Source organism: Streptomyces chattanoogensis, assembly GCF_001294335.1.
Classification (GTDB): domain Bacteria; phylum Actinomycetota; class Actinomycetes; order Streptomycetales; family Streptomycetaceae; genus Streptomyces; species Streptomyces chattanoogensis.
Genome location: NZ_LGKG01000169.1, coordinates 21,121 through 40,308, shown reverse-complemented (window position 1 = coordinate 40,308; position 19,188 = coordinate 21,121). Strand labels below are relative to the sequence as shown.

The 19,188-nt window shown below is 71.4% G+C and carries 20 protein-coding genes and 1 pseudogene; 12 read left to right on the top strand and 9 right to left on the bottom strand.

The features are described 5' to 3' along the window. The coding region (locus ADL29_RS32060; protein ID WP_483855170.1) for a polysaccharide deacetylase family protein at positions 1-470 on the top strand (470 nt) is incomplete at its 5' end. Between the two features lie 10 nt (positions 471-480). Here the strand turns inward: ADL29_RS32060 and ADL29_RS32055 are convergent. Then, positions 481-1,422 (bottom strand): NAD-dependent epimerase/dehydratase family protein, encoded by a 942-nt coding sequence (locus ADL29_RS32055; protein WP_053927052.1) that lies wholly within the window; start codon positions 1,420-1,422, stop codon positions 481-483. A 47-nt stretch (positions 1,423-1,469) separates the two neighbouring features. Between ADL29_RS32055 and lepB the strand changes: the two genes are divergently transcribed. Together lepB and ADL29_RS32045 are read left to right on the top strand one after the other, a co-directional pair. Further along, positions 1,470-2,306: a signal peptidase I gene (gene lepB / locus ADL29_RS32050; protein ID WP_425424298.1), complete on the top strand. Its 837-nt coding sequence runs from the start codon at positions 1,470-1,472 to the stop codon at positions 2,304-2,306. 63 nt (positions 2,307-2,369) lie between these two features. After that, the gene (locus ADL29_RS32045; RefSeq protein ID WP_053927050.1) at positions 2,370-3,047 is read left to right on the top strand and encodes a maltokinase N-terminal cap-like domain-containing protein; all 678 of its coding nucleotides are present in this window, start codon (positions 2,370-2,372) and stop codon (positions 3,045-3,047) included. 56 nt (positions 3,048-3,103) lie between these two features. On the opposite strand, the gene ADL29_RS32040 is transcribed toward ADL29_RS32045, so the two are convergent. Together ADL29_RS32040 and ADL29_RS32035 are read right to left on the bottom strand one after the other, a co-directional pair. Beyond that, entirely contained in the window at positions 3,104-3,817 is a 714-nt protein-coding gene (locus tag ADL29_RS32040) for a response regulator (protein ID WP_053927049.1), read from the bottom strand. Continuing rightward, a complete protein-coding gene (locus ADL29_RS32035) occupies positions 3,814-5,076 on the bottom strand; it encodes a sensor histidine kinase (protein WP_053927048.1) in 1,263 nt (420 codons plus the stop codon). The genes ADL29_RS32040 and ADL29_RS32035 overlap by 4 nt, the downstream gene beginning before the upstream one ends. A 208-nt stretch (positions 5,077-5,284) precedes the next feature. Here ADL29_RS32035 and ADL29_RS32030 point away from each other — a divergent pair, with 208 nt between their 5' ends. The 3 genes from ADL29_RS32030 to ADL29_RS32020 all read left to right on the top strand — a co-directional run bounded on the left by ADL29_RS32030 (position 5,285) and on the right by ADL29_RS32020 (position 8,875). Next, entirely contained in the window at positions 5,285-6,817 is a 1,533-nt protein-coding gene (locus ADL29_RS32030) for a nitrilase-related carbon-nitrogen hydrolase (RefSeq protein ID WP_053927047.1), read from the top strand. A gap of 118 nt (positions 6,818-6,935) precedes the next feature. Next, positions 6,936-7,997 (top strand): HpcH/HpaI aldolase/citrate lyase family protein, encoded by a 1,062-nt coding sequence (locus ADL29_RS32025; RefSeq protein ID WP_046927199.1) that lies wholly within the window; start codon positions 6,936-6,938, stop codon positions 7,995-7,997. Between the two features lie 5 nt (positions 7,998-8,002). Further along, positions 8,003-8,875, top strand: coding sequence for an HpcH/HpaI aldolase/citrate lyase family protein (locus ADL29_RS32020; protein WP_053927046.1), 873 nt, complete (start codon positions 8,003-8,005; stop codon positions 8,873-8,875). On the opposite strand, the gene ADL29_RS32015 is transcribed toward ADL29_RS32020, so the two are convergent. Both ADL29_RS32015 and ADL29_RS32010 read right to left on the bottom strand, forming a co-directional pair. Then, entirely contained in the window at positions 8,872-9,990 is a 1,119-nt protein-coding gene (locus ADL29_RS32015; protein WP_053927045.1) for a CapA family protein, read from the bottom strand. The genes ADL29_RS32020 and ADL29_RS32015 overlap by 4 nt on opposite strands. Before the next feature lie 61 nt (positions 9,991-10,051). Further along, positions 10,052-11,566 (bottom strand): protein kinase domain-containing protein, encoded by a 1,515-nt coding sequence (locus ADL29_RS32010; RefSeq protein WP_053927044.1) that lies wholly within the window; start codon positions 11,564-11,566, stop codon positions 10,052-10,054. A gap of 316 nt (positions 11,567-11,882) precedes the next feature. Here ADL29_RS32010 and ADL29_RS32005 point away from each other — a divergent pair, with 316 nt between their 5' ends. Further along, entirely contained in the window at positions 11,883-12,776 is an 894-nt protein-coding gene (locus ADL29_RS32005) for a D-alanyl-D-alanine carboxypeptidase family protein (protein WP_053927043.1), read from the top strand. On the opposite strand, the gene ADL29_RS46845 is transcribed toward ADL29_RS32005, so the two are convergent. Beyond that, on the bottom strand, positions 12,766-13,086 hold the full coding sequence (locus tag ADL29_RS46845; protein ID WP_157878624.1) for a DUF397 domain-containing protein: 321 nt from the start codon (positions 13,084-13,086) through the stop codon (positions 12,766-12,768). The two genes, ADL29_RS32005 and ADL29_RS46845, sit on opposite strands and share 11 nt — an antisense overlap. On the opposite strand from ADL29_RS46845, the pseudogene ADL29_RS45665 reads away from it, so the two are divergent. After that, positions 12,982-13,239 (top strand): annotated as a pseudogene (locus ADL29_RS45665) (methyltransferase domain-containing protein); the annotation flags it as partial. The gene ADL29_RS46845 and the pseudogene ADL29_RS45665 sit on opposite strands and share 105 nt — an antisense overlap. A gap of 116 nt (positions 13,240-13,355) precedes the next feature. Here the strand turns inward: ADL29_RS45665 and ADL29_RS31995 are convergent. Together ADL29_RS31995 and ADL29_RS31990 are read right to left on the bottom strand one after the other, a co-directional pair. Continuing rightward, entirely contained in the window at positions 13,356-14,102 is a 747-nt protein-coding gene (locus ADL29_RS31995) for a PP2C family protein-serine/threonine phosphatase (protein WP_053927041.1), read from the bottom strand. A gap of 7 nt (positions 14,103-14,109) precedes the next feature. After that, complete coding sequence (locus ADL29_RS31990) at positions 14,110-15,282, bottom strand: site-2 protease family protein (protein WP_053927056.1); 1,173 nt, start codon at positions 15,280-15,282, stop codon at positions 14,110-14,112. 306 nt (positions 15,283-15,588) lie between these two features. On the opposite strand from ADL29_RS31990, the gene ADL29_RS31985 reads away from it, so the two are divergent. Then, positions 15,589-15,876: a hypothetical protein gene (locus tag ADL29_RS31985; protein ID WP_053927040.1), complete on the top strand. Its 288-nt coding sequence runs from the start codon at positions 15,589-15,591 to the stop codon at positions 15,874-15,876. A gap of 234 nt (positions 15,877-16,110) precedes the next feature. Then, positions 16,111-16,842, top strand: a complete 732-nt coding sequence (locus tag ADL29_RS31980) for a hypothetical protein (protein ID WP_053927039.1) — start codon at positions 16,111-16,113, stop codon at positions 16,840-16,842. Between the two features lie 67 nt (positions 16,843-16,909). Here the strand turns inward: ADL29_RS31980 and ADL29_RS31975 are convergent, their stop codons facing one another. Beyond that, the gene (locus tag ADL29_RS31975) at positions 16,910-17,104 is read right to left on the bottom strand and encodes a DUF1918 domain-containing protein (protein ID WP_053927038.1); all 195 of its coding nucleotides are present in this window, start codon (positions 17,102-17,104) and stop codon (positions 16,910-16,912) included. A gap of 307 nt (positions 17,105-17,411) precedes the next feature. Here ADL29_RS31975 and ADL29_RS31970 point away from each other — a divergent pair, with 307 nt between their 5' ends. Further along, complete coding sequence (locus tag ADL29_RS31970; protein ID WP_053927037.1) at positions 17,412-18,113, top strand: DUF4232 domain-containing protein; 702 nt, start codon at positions 17,412-17,414, stop codon at positions 18,111-18,113. 218 nt (positions 18,114-18,331) lie between these two features. Next, positions 18,332-19,012, top strand: a complete 681-nt coding sequence (locus ADL29_RS31965; RefSeq protein WP_053927036.1) for a response regulator — start codon at positions 18,332-18,334, stop codon at positions 19,010-19,012. Positions 19,013-19,188 lie beyond the last annotated feature (176 nt).

Sequence of the window (19,188 nt, the reverse complement as noted above, 5' to 3'; positions counted from 1 at the left end):
GGCGGTACGACGCCAGTTCGCCCGGCGGCCTCCAGGTCTGGCCCACCAAGAAGCAGGGCCTGTGGGACTTCCCGCTCCAGTCCATACCGTTCGCCGGCCTCCCCCTCGGAGTCCTCTCGATGGACTACAACATGCTGTACAACCAGTCCAAGAACTCCACCAAGGCCCCGCCCGCCAACTACCCGGGCTGGCGCAAGCAGGCCACCGACGCCTACATCGCCGGCTTCCGCCGGGCCTACGAGACCAACCGCGCCCCCCTCTTCATCGGCAACCACTTCGAGCAGTGGAACGGCGGCATCTACATGGACGCCGTCGAGGAGACCATCAAGCACATCGCCGGCGGCACCTACAAGGACGTCCGCCTGGTCTCCTTCCGCCAGCTCTGCGACTGGCTCGACGCCCAGGACCCGAAGGTCCTCGCCGACCTGCGCCGACTCGGGGTCGGGCAGCAGTTCACCGGACGCGGCTGACAGCCCGTCGTCACCCGGTGGTGGCCAGGCGCTCGCGCCACCAGGACACCGTCGCCTTGATCTGCTCGTCGACGGGGGTGGCGCGCAGCGCGAATGCGGCTTCGTACGCGCTCGTACCGGCCACGAACGGGCGGTCGAACTGGTAGCGGATCTCCTTGAGTTCGCGGAGGAGAGGGGAGAAGAGCGAGACGAGGCCCAGTACGGCCGGCGACAGCCTGCGTACCGCGACCGGGCCCGTTTCCGCGTGGGCGGCGAGGCGGTCGACCATCTCCCGGGTGGCGAGCGCGGGCTGCGTCGGGATGTGCCAGGGCCGTCCCCAGGCCCGCTGCTCGCCCGCGACCTCGACCAGGGCCCCGGCCACGTCGGGGAGATAGGTCCAGCTGTGCGGGGCGTCCGGATCCCCGAGCGTGGTGACCGGCCTGCCGCGCAGCAGGCGCGGCATCACCCGTGCGGCCAGGTGGCCGCCGTCGGTCACGCCGGGGCCGAAGAAGTCCGAGGCCCGTACCTCGACCGCCTGGATACGGCCCTGCTCATGCAGCTTCTGTGCCTGCTCCCAGACGGCCGCACGCACCCGCCCCTTGGGGCCGGTGGCCGCGAGCGGCAGGTCCTCGGTCATGGGGCCGTCCACCGGACCGTAGCCGTAGAGGTTGCCCAGCATGACCAGGACCGCGCCGGTCGCCTCGGCCGCGGCACAGACCGACGAGGCCAGCGGCGGCCACTCACTCGCCCAGCGGTGGTAGGGCGGTGCGGCACAGCTGTAGATCGCGGCCGCGCCCTGCGCGGCCTCGGTCAGTCGCCTGCTGTCCGTCGCGTCCAACGCCAGGTGCTCGATGCCGGGTTCCGGGCTTCGGCCCGACGTGGTGATGACCCGTACCGAGTGGCCCTTTCCGGCCAGCAGTCGAGCGGTGGCCGCTCCGGCGGGCCCGAATCCTACGACGACATGAAGGCTCACGCTCGCACACTAGCGCGAGCATGGGGTGCTCTTGCGGCACATCGGGAATGTCTCCGACAAACTGGAAGGGCGCACGACCGGCGCAGAACACGGCGGGTGCCGGCCGTCCGGGCCTGTCCCGAGCGGTGACCAGTGGATGTGGGGGAATGGCGACAACTTCGCGACCGGTGGACGAGGGTGCACAGGAGCGTCCCGAGAAGAAGCACAAGAAGAAGGGAGCGCGAGCACGCTCCTTCTGGAAGGAGCTGCCCCTCCTCGTGGGCATTGCCCTGGTGCTGGCCCTGCTCATCAAGACGTTTCTGCTGCAGGCGTTCTCCATTCCTTCCGGCTCCATGCGGAAAACGCTGGAGCAGGACGACCGCGTGCTCGTGGACAAACTCACTCCCTGGTTCGGCTCGCAACCGCAACGGGGTGAGGTCGTCGTCTTCCACGATCCGGCCAACTGGCTGGCCGGAGAGCCGAAACCGCAGCCCGATGTGTTCCAGAAGGGCCTCGCCCTCATCGGCCTGATGCCGTCCGCCGACGAGAACAACCTGATCAAGCGGGTCATCGGCGTCGGCGGCGACACGGTGGAGTGCAAGGGGAAGGGGCCGTTGAAGGTCAATGGAAAGGCCCTCGAAGAGCCTTATGTCTTCCCCGGCAACACCGCGTGCAGCACCGACCGCGACGGTCAGTTCAAGGTGACGGTGCCCCGCGGGCACATCTGGGTGATGGGTGACCACCGGCAGGCCTCCTGGGACTCCCGCTACCACCAGCGCGGTCCCGGCCGGGGGATGGTTCCCGTGGGCCTCGTCGTCGGACGTGCGGTGGTCATCGCCTGGCCCGTCAGCCGCTGGGACAACCTGCCGGTGCCCGGGACATTCGACCAGGAGGGCGCCCGGTGAACCAGGCGCTCGTGGCGGCAGGATGGCCGGGGTAAGTGCGGTCGCAGGAAAGGGTTCTGGGGTATGGCCACCATTCATCACGTCACGCTGAAGCCCGGCAAACTGGAGCTTCTGACGCCATGGCTGCCCGCGCAGCCCTGGTACACGGGCACGGGGACCGGCCGGCCGGAGCTGACCAAGGCCGGCGGGTTCCGGCTCGATGACCCGGAGGGCGAGGTCGGGATCGAGTTCATGGCCGTCGCCGATGGGTCCGGTGGGCGGCCGGTCGTCTATCTGGTGCCGATGACGTACCGGGGAGCGCCGCTCGAGGGGGCCGGTCAGGCGCTCATCGGCACCTTGGAGCACGAGGCGCTGGGAAAGCGGTGGGTCTACGACGGGACCCACGACCCGGTTCTCGTGGCGCAGCTGTACGCCCTCCTCCAGGGCGACGCCGAGCCGCAGGCCCAGAGCCTCAGTAACACCCCGGACCGGTCGGTGACCAGGTCCTTCGCGGGGGAGACGGGGCGGGGAGCGGCGCTGCGGTCCACGGTCGTGGACAGCGGGCCGCGGGGTACGGATCTCGTGGTGGAGACCGCCGCCGGACAGCTGGCCCTCCGGGTGAACCGCGTGCTGGATCCCGGCCGGTCCGACGAGGACGGCGCCGCCCCGGGCCCGGCGCAGATGCGGGGACATGTCACGGCCGGATGGCGGCTGCCGGACGGCACCGAGGGGCGCGGGCCCTTCGCCGTCGTACGCGACTGACCGGAGCCGGTGGAGGACGCCGGTGGGAGGAGCCGCTGCGGTCGGACTCCGGCGTGCTACTGGTGCGGGTCTGCCTGGGGCCCGGCAGACAGCAGGCCCGCCTCGTGGGCGAGCAGGGCGGCCTGGACGCGGTTGTCCAGGCCGAGCCGGGTGAGGATGCGGTTGACCCGGCTCTTCACGGTGGCCTGGGTCAGCCCGAGGTCGTCGGCGATCCGGCGGTTGGACCGGCCCCGTGCGACCAGCACGAGGACCTCCAGTTCGCGGGCGGTGAGGGTGTCCAGGAGGCGGTTGCGGCCGGCCGGCGGGCGGGGCGCACCGGGCACCAGTCCGGCGGGCAGGGCGGTGAAGGCGCCGATCAGGCGGTGGGTGACGCTCGGGGCGAGCATGGCCTCGCCGTCCGCCACCACGCGGATGGCCTGGGCGAGTTGGGCGGGCGGACTGTTCTTCAGCAGAAAGCCGCTCGCGCCTGCGCGCAGGGCCGCGTGCACATACTCGTCCAGGTCGAAGGTGGTCAGGACGAGGATGCGGGGCGGCGGGCCGGGGTGCGGCCAGGCGGTGAGGATCTGCCGGGTGGCCTCGACGCCGGTCATGCCGGGCATCCGGACGTCCATGACGACGACATCGGGCGTCAGGTCGCGAGCCAGGGCGACGGCCTGCTCCCCGTCCGCGGCGGCGCCGACGACCGAGAAGTCGTCGCGGCGGCCGATGACGGCGCGCAGCGCGTCGCGGACCATCTCCTGGTCGTCGACGATGAGCACACGGATGGTCACGCGGGTGCCTTTCCGGGGACCTCGCCGAGCGGGAGGGGGAGGGTGGCCAGGACCTGCCAGCCGCCGCGCGGATGCGGGCCGGTGCGGACGGTGCCGCCGAAGGCCGCGACGCGTTCGCGGATGCCGATCAGACCGCGGCCGGAGCCGGGGACGGGTACGGGTACGGGACGGTCGTCGGCGGCCGGTCTCCCGGTGACGGCCCGCCCGTCGACGACCGGCCCGTTGACGACCTCGATGGTCAGCGCCGCGGACTCCTGCCGTACGGCGATCAGCGTGTCGGCCGGGCCGGCGTGCTTGAGGACGTTGGTCAGCGCCTCCTGCACGATCCGGTACGCCGATACCTGGACCGCGGGCGGAATCGCACCCGCCGGGCCGTCCAGCCGGGCGGTCACCCGGCAGCCCGCCGCCTCGGCCGCGGCGATCAGCCGGTCGAGGTGCGCCAGCGACGGCTCCGGGGCGATGGCCTCGTCCCCGGCGGTGAGCAGTCCGAGGATGCGGCGCATCTCGATGAGCGCGGTGTCGGCGGTTTCCGCGATGCGCGCCACGCCCTTCCGGCCGTCGCCCCGCGGCGCGTCCTCGAGCACCTCCTCGGTGGCCCGCGCCTGTACGGCGATGGCGCTCACGTGGTGGGCGACCACGTCGTGGAGGTCGCGGGCGATCCGGGCGCGCTCGGCGACCACGGCCTGCCGGGCGTTGATCTCCTGCTCCGCGCGCAACCGGGCGTTGAGGTCGCGCAGCCGGGCGGCCTGGATGCCGAGCCGCCGCCGGCCGTGCCCCAGGAGCCAGGCGACACCGTAGAAGGCGAGGAACGTCGTCGCGGTGATCGGCTCCAGCGAGCCGGGCTGGGGTGGCCCCGTCCGCCCGCTGAGCAGGTCCGTCGCCACCGCTGCGAGGAGCGAGAGCGCGGACCCGGTCAGGCCGACGGGCAAGGCGGTGTAGCGGGCGAGCGCGTACACGCCGAAGATCAGCAGATACGGCCCCGGTGTCTTGCCCGCGACCGGGTCGAGCACCTCGAAGGCGACGAAGACGGCGGTCATCGCGCCCAGGACCGTGCGGGGGCAGCGGCGGCGCCAGAAGAGCGGGACGGTCTGCAGTCCCCAGAGCAGCACCCCGGCCGGACCCGGTGCCGGGTCCCTCGCCAGCAGGGTCGCCATGTCGAACACGGTCAGCCCGCCGCCGAGGGCGAGGTCGGCCAACCAGGGCCGGCCGGCGAACCGGCGGTGGGCGTCGCGCAGGGCTGCCGTGGTCTGTGTGGTCATCTCTGCGTCTGTGCCGCCGTCTCTGGGTCTGTGCCGTCGCCTCTGGGTCCGCGGGGTGATCTCCGGCCGCCAAGGCTAGCGACGAGCGGGACCGGCGGGATCCCCGCGAGGACGGAGCGATCCGCGCATCCATAGTTGCGCGGGTCCGCGGGAGATCGGCCGTCCGGACGACGGACCGGGTGCGCGCGCACTTCTAGCGTCGGATCGCATGAACACCGCTGGCAACACCACCTTGCGCAACAACCGGCCCACGCCGCCGACTTGGCGGCGCCATGCACTGCTGGCCGCCGGGGCCACGGCACAGCTCTTCGCCGTCGGCGGCCGCTGGGACATCGCCGCCGCGGCCTGGATCTTCCCGGTCCTCCTGCTGCGCTTCACCCGTACCGGCCGCGCCTGGTCGGGAGCGCTGTGGGTGTGGGCGGCCAACATCGCCGCCGCGGCCTTCTGGCTCTTCGAGTCGGAGATGGGATTCAGCCCCGTCACCCTGGGGGGAGCGGTCGCCCTGGCCGCGCTGCTGACCCTCCCCTTCCTCCTGGACCGGCTGCTGACCGGCCGGCTGCGCCCCTGGATGGCGCTGCTCACCTTCCCCGCGGCGCTCGCCGGGGCCGAGTTCCTCATCACGCTGCTGTCCCCGTTCGGCACCGCCTACGGCGCCCTCGCGGTCACGCAGTACGGGAATCTGCCCCTGCTCCAGGTCATCTCGGTCACCGGCTCCTACGGGATCGGCTTCCTGATCGCCTGGTGCGCCGCCGTCGTCAACCGGGCCTGGGAGGCGGCCTCATGGCGCTCGGTGCGCGGCAGCGTCGTCACCTGCACCGCCGTCCTGCTGGCTGTGGTCCTCGGCGGCGGTGCGCGGCTCGCCTTCGCCCAGCCCGGGGCACCGGCCGTACGGATCGCCGGTGTCACCGCCGATGCGTCGCTGATCCGTGCCCAGAAGGCGGCGATCGCGCGGATATCCGGCGGGCGGCGCGAGATCGCCGCCGCCCCGCCCGCGCAGCTCGTACCGGCCCTGACCGCCGTGCGCGACAGCCTGCTGGCCGCCACCCGGCGGGAGGCCGGCGCCGGAGCGAAGATCGTGGTCTGGCCCGAAGAGGCCGTCAAAACCCTGGCGGCGGACGAGGATGCCACCATCGCCGCGGCCCGTGCCGAGGCCCGCCGGTCCCGGATCTACCTGGAGATCGGCGTCGAGGTGTACAGCACCGCCGGCCCCGGCCGCGACGAGGCGCTCCTGATCGGCCCCGCCGGAACCGTCCTGTGGACCTACCAGAAGGCCCACCCCATCCCCGGCTCGGAGCCCTTCGCCCCCGGCGACGGCCGCGTCCCCGTGGCGGCCACGCCGTACGGCCGGCTCGCCAATGTCATCTGCTACGACGCCGACTTCCCCGGCATGATGCGGACCCGCGCCGACATCATGCTCGTCCCCTCGCACGACTGGCAGGAGTACGGACGCGCCCACACCGAGAAGGCCGCACTGCGCGCCATCGAGAGCGGATACGCGGTGGCGCGCCAGGACGCCGAGGGGGTGTCGACCGCGTACGACCACCTGGGACAGGTGCTGGCGACGGCGGACTACTTCACCACCGGGCGGCAGACGATGGTGGCCCAGGTGCCGACGGCCGGCGTCACCACGGTCTACGACCGGATCGGCGACAGCTTCGCATGGGGCTGCCTCGTCGCGGTGGTCGTGCTCATCGGCGCCGCACTGGTCGCACCGGCCGGGCCGCACCCTCGCCGTCCGTGACCAACGGCACACATACTGCCCGGTAACGTCGCCGCCGCCGCGCGCCTAGAGTGTGGCCGGATGGCACCGCCGGACGCCCGGCCGTGACCGTACCCCTCGATCCGACCAGGGAGACTGCATGCGCTCTCCGAAGGACTTCTTCCGCCCGCTGGCCGTCGGTGCGCCGGCACCGGTGCGGGAAGTGCCGTTCCTTCCGTCCCGGATGATCCACTTCTTCGACCCGGGCAACGCGAAGATGGCGGCGAAGGTGCCGTCCATCGCCCCCACCGTGGACGTACTGCTCGGCAATCTGGAGGACGCGGTCGCCGCCGACCGCAAGGAGGCGGCGCGTACCGGCCTGGTGGAGATCGCCCGGGCCACGGACTTCGGCGGCACCCAGCTGTGGACCCGGATCAACAGCCTGGACTCGCCGTGGGCGCTGGACGATCTGCTGACGCTGGTCACCGAGATCGGCGACAAGCTGGATGTGATCATGGTGCCGAAGGTGGAGGGCGCCCAGGACATCCACTACGTCGACCGGCTGCTGGCGCAGCTGGAGGCGAAGGCGCAGGTCCGGCGGCCGATCCTGGTGCACGCCATCCTGGAGACGCCCACCGGTGTCGCCAATGTGGAGGAGATCGCCGGGGCCAGCCCCCGGATGCAGGGCATCTCGCTGGGGCCCGCCGACCTGGCGGCCAGCCGCCGGATGAAGACCACCCGGGTCGGCGGCGGGCACCCCGGTTATCTCGTACGGGAAGATCCGCACGGCCCGGATGGCGAGGCCCCCCGGGCCACCTATCAGCAGGACCTGTGGCACTACACCATCGCGCGCATGGTCGACGCCTGCGCGGCGCACGGGATCCTGCCGTATTACGGGCCGTTCGGCGACATCAAGGACACCGTCGCCTGCGAGGACCAGTTCCGTAACGCCTTTCTGCTGGGCTGCGTCGGCGCCTGGAGCCTGCACCCGGTGCAGATCGGCATCGCGAAGAAGGTCTTCTCGCCCGAGCCCGCGGATGTCGCCTGGGCCCGTAAGGTCATCGCGGCCATGGGCGACGGCACCGGCGCGGTGATGATCGACGGCAAGATGCAGGACGACGCCACGTACAAGCAGTGCCAGGTGGTCGTCGGGCTCGCGGACGCGCTGGCCGCCCGCGACCCCGAGCTGCGCGACGCCTACGCGGCAGCCGAGAAGGAGTAGGACCCATGACCGATGCGATGCTGCGGCCGCGCCGCTCCGTGCTGTACATGCCGGGTGCCAACGAACGCGCCCTGGAGAAGGCCAAGTCGCTGCCCGCCGATGCACTGATCCTCGACCTGGAGGACGCGGTCGCCCCCGACGCCAAGGCCGATGCCCGCAAGCGCGTCGCGGCCGCGGCGGCCTCGGGGGAGTACGGCCACCGCGAGGTGACCATCCGGGTCAACGGGCCGGGCACCGCCTGGCACGCCGACGATCTGCGGGCCGCCGCCGAGGCCGGCCCGGACGCGGTCGTCGTGCCCAAGGTGGACTCCGCCGCGACCGTACGGGAGGTGGAGCGGGCGCTGGAGGCGGCCGGGGCCCCGGACCGTACGGCGATCTGGGCGATGGTCGAGACCCCGCGGGCGATGCTGGACGCGCGGGCGGTGGCCGGCGCGAGCGAACGGCTCACCGTGCTGGTGATGGGCACCAACGACCTGGCGAAGGAACTGCACGCCGAGCACGTCCCGGGGCGCGCGCCGCTGCTGACGGGGCTGTCGCTGGCGCTGCTGGGCGCCCGGGAGGCCGGGAAGACGATCCTGGACGGGGTCTACAACGATGTGAAGGACGCGGCGGGGTTCGAGGCCGAGTGCATCCAGGGGCGGCAGTTCGGCTTCGACGGCAAGACGCTGATCCATCCTGCGCAGGTGGAGCCGTGCAACCGGATCTTTGCGCCCTCACAGGAGCAGATCGAGCGGTCCCAGAAAATCATCGACGCATTTGAGCTGGCCACGCGCGAAGGCCGCGGCGTCGTCACCGTCGACGGCCGGATGATCGAGAACCTGCACGTCGAGGACGCGCGCCGGATCCTCGCACTGGCCGAGGCGATCGCGGGGCGCTAGGGCGCACCCGGGCGGAGGGTGAGCACGCCCTCCGCCCCTGTGCCGTCGCACGGGCGAAAGCCGCTGCTCATCCGGTCGAAGAGCCCCCGCAGCCACTGGGAATCCTCGGACGAGGCGTGCCGCAGGCGCATCCGGTGGGCCTGCAGCGGGACGATCCGCAGAGCGTGGAGCCGGCCGGTGTCCGGCTCCAGTGCGGCGAGGTAGAGCGGGCGCAGATCGTCGCGGTAGTGCTCGTGGCCGGTGATGCCCTCGTAGTCGTCGATGAAGTCGCCGCACCCGTGGAGGATCAGCTTTCCCCGGTGGACCTCCAGGGGGCGGGGGTGGTGCGAGGAGTGCCCGTGCACGACGTCCACGCCGCCGTCGACGAGCGCATGGGCGAAGGCGATCTGCTCCCGGGAGACCGCATAGCCCCAGTTGGTACCCCAGTGGACCGAGGCCACCGCCACATCGCCCGGCCGCTTCAGCTGCCGTATCCGGCCGGTCACCGCGGCCGCGGCGGTGGCCGACGGCCCGGCCACGAAGTCCACCCCGCCGCGGTTTCCGGTCGCGGCCCAGGTGCGCGGGATCCCGCTGGACGGCATCCCGAAGGAACAGACCAGCACCCGGCCGCCCCCTTCGAGCGGGACCGCCGCCGCCTGACGCGCCGCCTCGGCGTCCGCGCCCGCCCCGGCCGTGCGCAGCCCCGCGCCCGCCAGGGTCTCGAGCGTCTCCGCCAGCCCGAGGGGGCCGAAGTCCAGGACGTGGTTGTTGGCCAGTACGCAGACATCGGGGCGGCCGGCGGCCAGGCAGGGCAGGTTCGCGGGGTTCATCCGGTAGTGGATGCCCTGGCCGGGTGCGTAGGTGCCGTGCCGGGTGACGCTGGTCTCCAGATTGATCACCCAGGCGGCGGGCGCCGCGTCCTCGAGCGCCGCCAGCGCGTCGCCCCACGGCCAGGAGTAGCCGACCGGGCGGGGGATGGGGCCGTTCACCGCCTCCGCCAGCTCGACGTACACGCGGGCGTCGCGGACATACCCCTCCCGCAGCGCCGGATCTCCGGGATGCGGAAGGATCTGGTCGATGCCACGGGCGAGCATCACATCGCCGCAGACGGCCAGGGTGAGCAAGTCGCCGTCCATTTATCCAGGTTAGGACGGATTGTCCGGTGCGGTGGATGCCGGGGCCGGGCGTCGGCCGGCCTCAGCGCCGGTGCGCCGCATCGGCCGCCGCCGGCCGGGTCCGGGCCTTCAGCACCTGCGCCCCCACGGCGAGCGTCACGCCCAGCAGCAGCACATAGAACACCCCGATCTTGTGCAGATCGTCGAGGAAGAACCAGACGGCTGTCAGCGCGGTGAACCAGAACGCCACCAGCGCGAATCCGCCCGAGCGCTCGTCCCGGTACCCGGCGGCGAGGCACAGCGCGCCGACGATGCCCAGGACCAGGGCGATCATGACGTAGCGGGTCTCCCAGCCGACATAGCCGCGGGAGAGCTGGGACCACGCCGCCACGGCCTCCGCCACCGGGCCCCAGGCCACCGCGCAGGCGAGCCGCGCGGACCACAGCAGCAGCACCGCCCCCGCCACGGCGGCGAGCAGGGCGACGCGGTCGAACTGGCCGACCTCGATCATGTCCGTACGGGAGACCGCCGCGGACAGCACACAGCCGAGCAGCGCGACCGCGCCCTCGGCCGTGGGGTGGAAGACGACTCTGGCCCACCGGCGGCGGGCGGGCGGCGGCGAGGGGTCCGCGGGCGCGGGATCCACGGCGGGCGGCGCGGAGACCACTGCTGCCGGTGCGGAGCCCACGGCTGCCGGTGCCGGATCAACAGTCGTGGGCGTCCGCGTGGGCGTCCTGGCGGGCGTCCGCACCGGAACCGCCGGCCCGTCCCCGGCGGCCTCCCCGACCGCCGTCTTCATCGCGGACGCGTCCGCGAAGCGGTCCTCCCGGTCCTTGCTCAGGGCCTTGACGACCACCGCGTCCAGGGCGGGCGGCAGCTCCGGGCGGAGCCGGGAGGGCGGCACCGGCTCCGCGGCCAGGTGCTGGTGCATCACGGAGAAGGGCGAGTCGCCGGTGTACGGGGGACGCCCCGTCAGCAGCTCGTACAGCAGACAGCCCACGGCGTACAGGTCCGTGCGGTGGTCGGTCTCGTGCCCGTTGATCTGCTCCGGGGCCAGATAGGCGGGCGTGCCGACCGCGACGCCGGTCCCGGTCAGCCGGGTGGCCACCTCGCTGAGGGCCTTGGCGATGCCGAAGTCGACGACCTTGACCGTGCCCGTACCGGTGAGCATGACGTTCGCCGGCTTGATGTCCCGGTGGACGATGGAGTGCCGGTGACTGTGCTCCAGGGCCTGCAGCACCTGACGCGTGATGTCGACGGCCTGCGCCACCGCCATCGCTCCGTCGTTCAGCACCCGGCTGAGCGTGCGGCCCTCGACGTACTCCATCACCAGATACGGCTCGACGCCGCCGCCCGCATCGTCCTCCCCCACGTCGTGAACGGTGGCCACCCCGGGGTGGTTGAGCGCGGCGGCGGCATGCGCCTCGCGCTGGAAGCGGGTGAGAAACTCCGGCTGCAGCGCCAGCTCGGCGGAGAGGGTCTTCACGGCGACGGTACGGCGCAGCCGGTGGTCGACGGCCCGGTAGACCGTGCCCATACCGCCGTGCCCGAGCTGCTCCACCAGCTCGTAGCGCTCCCCCAACATCCTGTGCTCCACCGGATTCCTCCACGGACCGTCAACGCCAACACGCCGGAAGACGTGCAGGAGGGGGGACGGGTTCCGCCCGGCCCGGCTGTGGGCGCCGGGTGCCGATGCGGCGGGAAGCCCGGCCCGGTGCCGGAAAATTCTGCGGACCGCGCGCATCCATCGGCCGTCCTCGAGCGTCTCACCAGCAAGCGGCCTTCTCATCCGACCGCTCTGCATCTGACCGCACGGCATCTGACCGCTCTGTGTGCGGCCGCACCGCAGGTGATCGCGCTGCACGCGACCGCACTGCCGGTGACCGCACTGCAGGGGTATTGGGAGTATTCGATTGAAAATCCGCATTAAGGGCTTCCGCCGCGCGACCGCGGTAGCCGTCACCGCGGGCGCCGTCCTCTCGGCCGGGGCCTTCACCGCTCCGGCGCAGGCCGCCACCGTCGCGGCGCCCACGATCACCGCCAAGGGCGGGTTCGTGATGAACAACGGCACGGGCAGGACTCTTTACACCAAGGCGGCCGACACCCGTCGCTCCACGGGCTCCACCACCAAGATCATGACGGCCCGGGTGGTGCTCGCGCAGAAGAACCTCGACCTGGATTCCAAGGTCACGGTCCAGAAGGCGTACAGCGACTACATCGTCAACAACGACTGGGCCTCGTCGGCCCGTCTGATCGTCGGCGACAAGGTCACCGTCCGCCAGCTGCTCTACGGGCTGATGCTCCCGTCCGGCTGCGACGCGGCCTACGCGCTCGCCGACAAGTTCGGCACCGGCACGACCCGGGACGCGCGCGTGAAGTCGTTCATCGGGCAGATGAACTCCACCGCCAAGAGCCTCGGTCTGACGAACACGCACTTCGACTCGTTCGACGGCATAGGGCACGGTGCCAACTACTCGACGCCGCGCGATCTGACGAAGCTCGCCAGCAGCGCGATGAAGTACTCCACGTTCCGTACGGTCGTGAAGACGAAGTCGACGAAGCAGAAGGTCACGACCTCCAACGGCGGCTACCGCTACATGGAGTGGACCAACACCAACAACCTGCTCGGCAGCTACTCCGGCACCATCGGCGTCAAGACCGGCTCCGGCCCCGAGGCCAAGTACTGCCTGGTCTTCGCCGCCACGCGGAACGGCAAGACGGTCATCGGCACGGTCCTCGCCGACTCGTCCGTGGCCGCCCGCACGGCGTCCGCGAAGAAGCTGATGGACTACGGCTTCAAGAAGTGAGCCCGGCCCTCTGAGGGGGGTGGGTGCGGGGCCTGCTCGCGGCCGGTGGTCGCGGGCAGGCCCTTCTTTCTGGCCCGTCGGCCGGGTGGCTCAGAAGATGTCGAACGTCCGGCCTTTGCCGCCGACACCCGCGCAAGGCTACGAGGTTGGCGGCGATCTCAACGCAGGAACCGCCGTTGCCGCTGCAGGAGGACTTGAACCAACGGCGGAGAAGAGCGACGGCGTCCGGCCGGTCTGGTTCTACAGCCTGAGTGACCGGTCCCGGGCGTGTTGCATGTTCCGGGACGGGGACACGGCGCGCGTCTGGCAATGCGGCCCCCGCCGGCTGTGGGACGACGTGGAGGCCGCGTTCCGATGGCGGGCCGGCCATGGCCGGCCGGACCCATCGCGGTTCGGTCTGACCGTGACCGCCAAGGGCGAACGGGTGTGGCTGGACGATCCGGCTGACTCCTGGACCGTGTGACAACACCCCGTCCGTCTGCCGATTTCCACGGCAGACGGACGGGGCTCCCTCATGCCTCCGCAGGGGCTCTGCCAGCGTGCGGTCGGCTACATACGTCCCGCGCTGGGGCTCGGGACCTACTCCGCCACTCCCACCAGCGCCAGCGTGATGTTGTCCGGGCCGCCCGCCTCGATCGCCGCCTTCCACAGCTCGAAAGCGGCCTTGCCGTTGTTGCTGCCGTGGGCCTGCAGCAGATCGTCGAGAGTCTCCTCCGGTACGGGATCGGTGAGGCCGTCGGTGCAGGCCAAATAGCGGCCGGAGAGGGACAGGGGCGTGGCGGTGATGTGCGGGGTGACGGGGGTGAAGTGGACGGCACCGCCCAGGGACTGGGTGATGAGCGAGGTGGTGCGGTGGCCGGGGACGGCGGGCGGGCTGTCGTCGACGCTCAGCTGCTCGAGGCCGTCCGGGGTGGCGTTGAGGACCTTGCTGTCGCCGACGTTGAAGGCGAGGACGGACTCCGGGAGGACGACGACACCGGCGACGGTGGTGCCCATGGTGGTCAGGGCCGGGTTGCGGTCGGCCGCCGCGTAGACCGCCTGGTTGCAGACGTTCAGGGCGTCCCGCAGCACGTCCTCGGAGTCCAGGGTGGCACCGACGATGGCCAGCTGACGGACAGTCAACTCGCTGGCCACCTCGCCGCCGGGCTGGCCGCCCATACCGTCGGCGACCGCGACGACGAGGGGGCGGACGAGCGGGAAGACCAGCGTCTGGGGGTTCTCGGTCACCGTGCCGCACAGGGTCCAGGGGCCGACGACCAGGCTGTCCTCGTTGTGGTCGCGGATCAGCCCCGTATGACTGAGGGCGGTCACCGTCACATACCGCATCGCCGCCTCATCTCCCCTCATCCGTGTCCCCCCTTTCCTCGCTCTCCTCCCCCTGCGCTCTGCCGCCGAGCGTGTGCCGCTGCATCAGCCGGGAGACGTCCTTGCCGGTGACGACGCCCACCAGATGCCCCGCGTCGACGACGAGGATCCGCATCCCGGTCCGCAGGCTGATCCGGTCCAGCGCCTCGGTCAGCAGATCGTCGGGGGCGGCGACCGCGCACTGGGACAGGGGGATGCCCACCTCGCGCACCCGCACGGTCTCCCGGCCGGCCGCCGGGACCGCGGCCAGCCTGCGGATCTGCACGATGCCGCTCGGACGCCCGTCGAAGTCGGTCAGCGGCACCACGGAGTGCCGGGAGTGCACGGCCACCTCGTCGATGAAGCGCTGGACGGTGAGCCAGTCGGCGCCGGTGAACACGAGGCTGGTCATGGTCTCGGACACCCGGACCCCGCGCAGCGCGGTGTGCAGGGCGGCGTGCCGGCGCTCCGCCCCGGCCACGACCATGATGAAGAGGCCGATGAAGACGACCCAGAGGCCGACCGGCGCCCCGCGCAGGAGGAGCACCCAGCCGCCGACCGCCATCAGCACACCGGTCACCTGGCCGCCCCGGGACGCGGTCATATCGGCGCGCTCCCGGTCGCCCATCCGCCACCACAGCAGCGCCTGCACCACCCGGCCGCCGTCGAGCGGTACGGCCGGCAGGAGATTGAAGACGCCCAGGAAGAGATTGGCCCAGCCGAGCCAGAGCAGTACGACGGCGGGGACGTCGGCCCAGCCGGCCAGCGCGTGCAGCCCGATCCCCGCACCGAGCGCGGCACCGCCGATGACCAGGCTGGTCAGCGGCCCGCTGACGGCCACCAGGAAGGCCGCCGAGGCGGTCTTGGGACGCCCCATCCGCGTCATCCCGCCCAGCGCCCACAGCGTCACGTCCTCGACCGAGATCTCCTTGCGCCGGGCCGTGGCGGCGTGTGCCGTCTCGTGCAGCACCAGGCTGCCCATGAACAGCGCGGCCCCCACCACCCCGGCCACGGCGTAGACGACGGCCGGGCGCCCGGGGGTCCACACGGGAAGGGTGCGGTGGCCGAGCCCGTACGCGAACAGGACCACCAGCAGCGGCACGCTCCAGTGCATCCGCAGCGGCACCCCGAGCACCCGTCCGAGACGGACCGACCCGCCCATCGAGCCGCCGCCCATCGAGCCGCCCGCCGGGCCACCGCCCGCCGAACCGCTCACCGAGCCCTTCGTGGAGCCGTTCATCGTCGTCTCCCGCACATGCCTTCCCGACCCAATTGTCACTCTTGGGAGGTCCGGGAGGTACGGGTACGCATAGACATGCACAGACATGCACTGCTCTCGGTGAATTTCCACTCCATATCCGTTTTGACCTGAACGCCGGATCCTGGATGCTGGACGTACGTGCCGGACGCGCGTCCGGGATGTACGTGGCGAATGTGGACGTATGCGCGACGAGGTCGGAGGCGTGTCATGAGCCGGAGCCACCACTTCCATGTGGATCAGGAGGGGCACTCGATCACCGTGAACGTCGGTCCCAGCCGGGAGGGCGAGATAGAGCTGCTGGTCAACGGCAAGGTGGTCGCCTACCGCAAGCAGCACGGCCGGGGCATGAACGTCCTCAACGGCGAGCTGCCCGGCGAGCCCGTCCACCCGTTCCGGGTCCTGGTCCGGGAGCCGCATCTGGTGCCGACCACTCCGCGCTGCACGCTGGAGCTGGACGGGGTGGAGCAGCCGATGCCGGAGCGGCTGGTGCTCTGAGCGGGACCCGCCCGTGCGCCGTTCTCCGGGGCGCGGCGGCCACTCCTCCCAGACGACAGGCCGGCAGGTGTGAGCTGCCGGATTCACCCCGGCGCCCGATGATGCGCCCTCTGTTCGCGTGACTCCGCCCGTGTCGTGCACCTGCACAGCAGGCATCCGTCAATAGCTCTTTCCAAGGGGCAGGCCCTTCGCGCCTGCCCCTCATCCCTGCCCCCGAAAGGACACCGAACCCGTATGAACGCCCAGCACCGCCACGACCACGACCACGACGGAGAGGCCCCCTCCGTCCACTCCTTCATCCTGGCCGGGCGGCAGGTGATCCACGGCTATCACCTGGCCATGTTCGGCATGGCCGAGCACGCCTACCAGGTCGTGCTCAAGTACGACCTGCCCACCGAGATCGTCGAGACGTACCTCCAGGACCGCGCGGACCGCCCCGGCAGCTGGCACGCCGTACGCAACACCGTCGACATGGTCCTGCCGCCCATCGGCGACGGCTCCGTGACCGAGTACCGGGCCCGGCTCGACCGGGTCACCCAGACCGGCAACGGCGAGGACCGGATCTGGGAGCCCCTCTCCGGCGAGTTCACCGCCCGCATCAAGCAGGTCCTGAACTTCCGCCCGTTCAGCCAGGAGGACTTCCCGCCCCACCTCACCTACCTGATCTACGGCGAGGGCAGCGAGGCCCATATCGCCCACCGCCTGGTCAAGCGCCCCCACTTCGAGCAGATCATCACCCTCGAGCAGGTCCCCGACGGCGTCACCCAGGCCGACCTGGCAAGCGCCCCGGAGATCACCATCCCCTCCGTCCCCGACAACGGCCACGACGGCCGGCCGTGGACGACCCGCCCCCTCCCGGAGCGCTCCTACGACGCCCTGCTCCACCGCGAAACGGGCAAGCCCGTCCCGATCAGACTCGACCTGGCCTCCGAGCGCTGGTGGAACATCACCACCCTCAACGCCTGACCACCGCCTCCGGCCAGGAGTGACCAGCGGCCCCGCCGTCCCATTCCCACGGCGGGGCCGCCGGCGTCTACTCGCCGTCCGTCCTCGGTTCGATGAGGCAGTCGGGCCCGGGGTAGACCAGCGATTCGTGACCGTCCGAGAACCGCACCACATAGGGCGGCTCGCCGTCCGGCCCACGTACCTCGATGATCTCGCCTTGCCGCTGGTCCAGCCCCACCACGCGGCTGTGCACATGGAGTCGGTCACCGACACTCGCTCGCATCAGCTGAGTCCCTTCGCGGTTGTCATGGTCCTTCGCCTCGTCAATGACGCTTGGAAAGTGCATCACAGCAGCGCGGATACGGCGCGGCAGTCGTGCACTGCTACGCCGATCGAAGGACGGATCTGACCCCTGACACCCCTGACACCTGTGGCACCCGTGGCACCCGTGGGAGGCCCTCCCCCTGCCACGGTCACCGGGAGGCGTTAGCGATCTGTTAGCCGATCACCAACGCCCCCGGACAGCCTGGTTTCCAGACCGGGAGAACGTCACGCACCGGGCGCACCGCCCGAAGCCCTGAGGGGGACACATGTCGCACCGCATCACGCTCCGCCGCGGCCGCAAGGCTGCTGCCGCCACCCTGATCGCCGCCGCTGCCGCCGTAGCGCTCACCGCCTGCGAGGGCGGCAAGGCCGACGCCGGGGCATCCCCGGCCGGGAGCGTGCGGACCGACGACCGCTCCCCCGCCAAGGACAGCCCCGAGGCGCCGACGTCCCAGGACGGCTCCGCCAAGGGACAGGGCACGACCCCCGCCCAGAACATCTCCTCCGGCCGGAACGGCGGCAACAACAGCGGCAACGGCGGCGGCAGCACCCGCTGCACCACCGACACCCTCCAGGCCGGCTGGGGCGGCGGCCGCCCGGACATGCACAGTGACGCGCAGCAGACCGCCACCGTCCGGCTGAAGAACACCGGCAGCCGCACCTGCACCCTCGGCGGATTCCCGGGCGTCCAGATCAAGGGCAAGGACGGCGGCACCCTCGACCTCCCGCGCTCCGCCAAGAAGCCCGTCACCCTGCAGTTGAAGCCGGGCGCGCACGCCTCGTTCACCATGGCGCTCCTCCCCTCGGTCAACGGCGACGACAAGAAGGTCGAGCCGGGCACGGTCCTGATCACCCCGCCGAACGAGAAGAAGAACTTCACGCTCAAGTGGCCCTATGGCGGCGCCATCCTGGACCAGAGCGGCGCCACCCACCCGGGCACCTATGTCAATCCGATTGCCGTGGGCTGAGCCGGCCGGAAAACCGCGGAACCGCGTCCTCCCTCCTGCCGAAGCGCGGCTGCATAGTTCGATGTACGGGGGAGGAACGGAATTCGTTCGGCGGGTACGGGGATTCGATGACGCACCGGACTAGCGTCCTTGGGGTCGAATTCCGTAGGGCCGGGCCGTACTTGCTCCGCTGCTCGTGCTCCGTACGGCACCCGCCCGAACGGCCCTGAGGAGCGCAAATGGAGACATCGGCGGGCGGCGACCGTGCCGTTCGGGTACTCGTCGCCGATGACCAGGCCGCCGTGCGGTCGGGACTCGTCCTGGTCCTGGGGACCGATCCGGGGATCACGGTGGTCGGTGAGGCCGGGGACGGCGAGACGGCGGTCCGGATGGCCGGTGAACTCCGTCCCGATGTGGTGCTGATGGATGTGCAGATGCCGGTGCTGAACGGGGTCGCCGCGACCCGCCGGATCGTCGAGCGCGGCCTCGCCCGGGTGCTGGTCCTGACCACCTTCGACATCGACGAGTACGTCTTCGGGGCGCTCCGGGCCGGGGCCGGCGGATTCCTTCTCAAGAACGCGGAGCCCGCGGTGCTGATCGGCGCGCTACGGGAGGTGGCCCACGGCGACGGGTACCTCACCCCCGCGATCGCCCGGCGGCTGATCAACGAGTTCGCGGCGCAGGCACCGCCGGCGGTCACACTCCCGGACGCGACGGTGCGGGCCCTGGAGACCCTGACCAAACGGGAGTTGGAGGTGCTGGCCTGTATAGCGCGAGGGCTGGCCAACAGCGCCATCGCGAAAACCCTCCATCTGGCGGAGGGCACGGTCAAGACACACATCAGCCGGATTCTGTCGAAGCTGAAACTGCGGAGCCGGGTGCAGGCGGCGATTCTGGCTCAGCAGCAGGGGATTTCGTAGCCGTGCGCAACCCGGCACAGCGGGAAGTGCAGTGGAAGTGCAGTGCAGAGCAGAGGAGTACGGAGAACTACATAGAAAGTGGCAGTGGCCGGAGCGGAATTGCCTACCTGGGGACGATCCGAATGCGCCTGGCGGACGGGGAAGCTGGTGTCCGAACACCCCGCTCCACCACCACC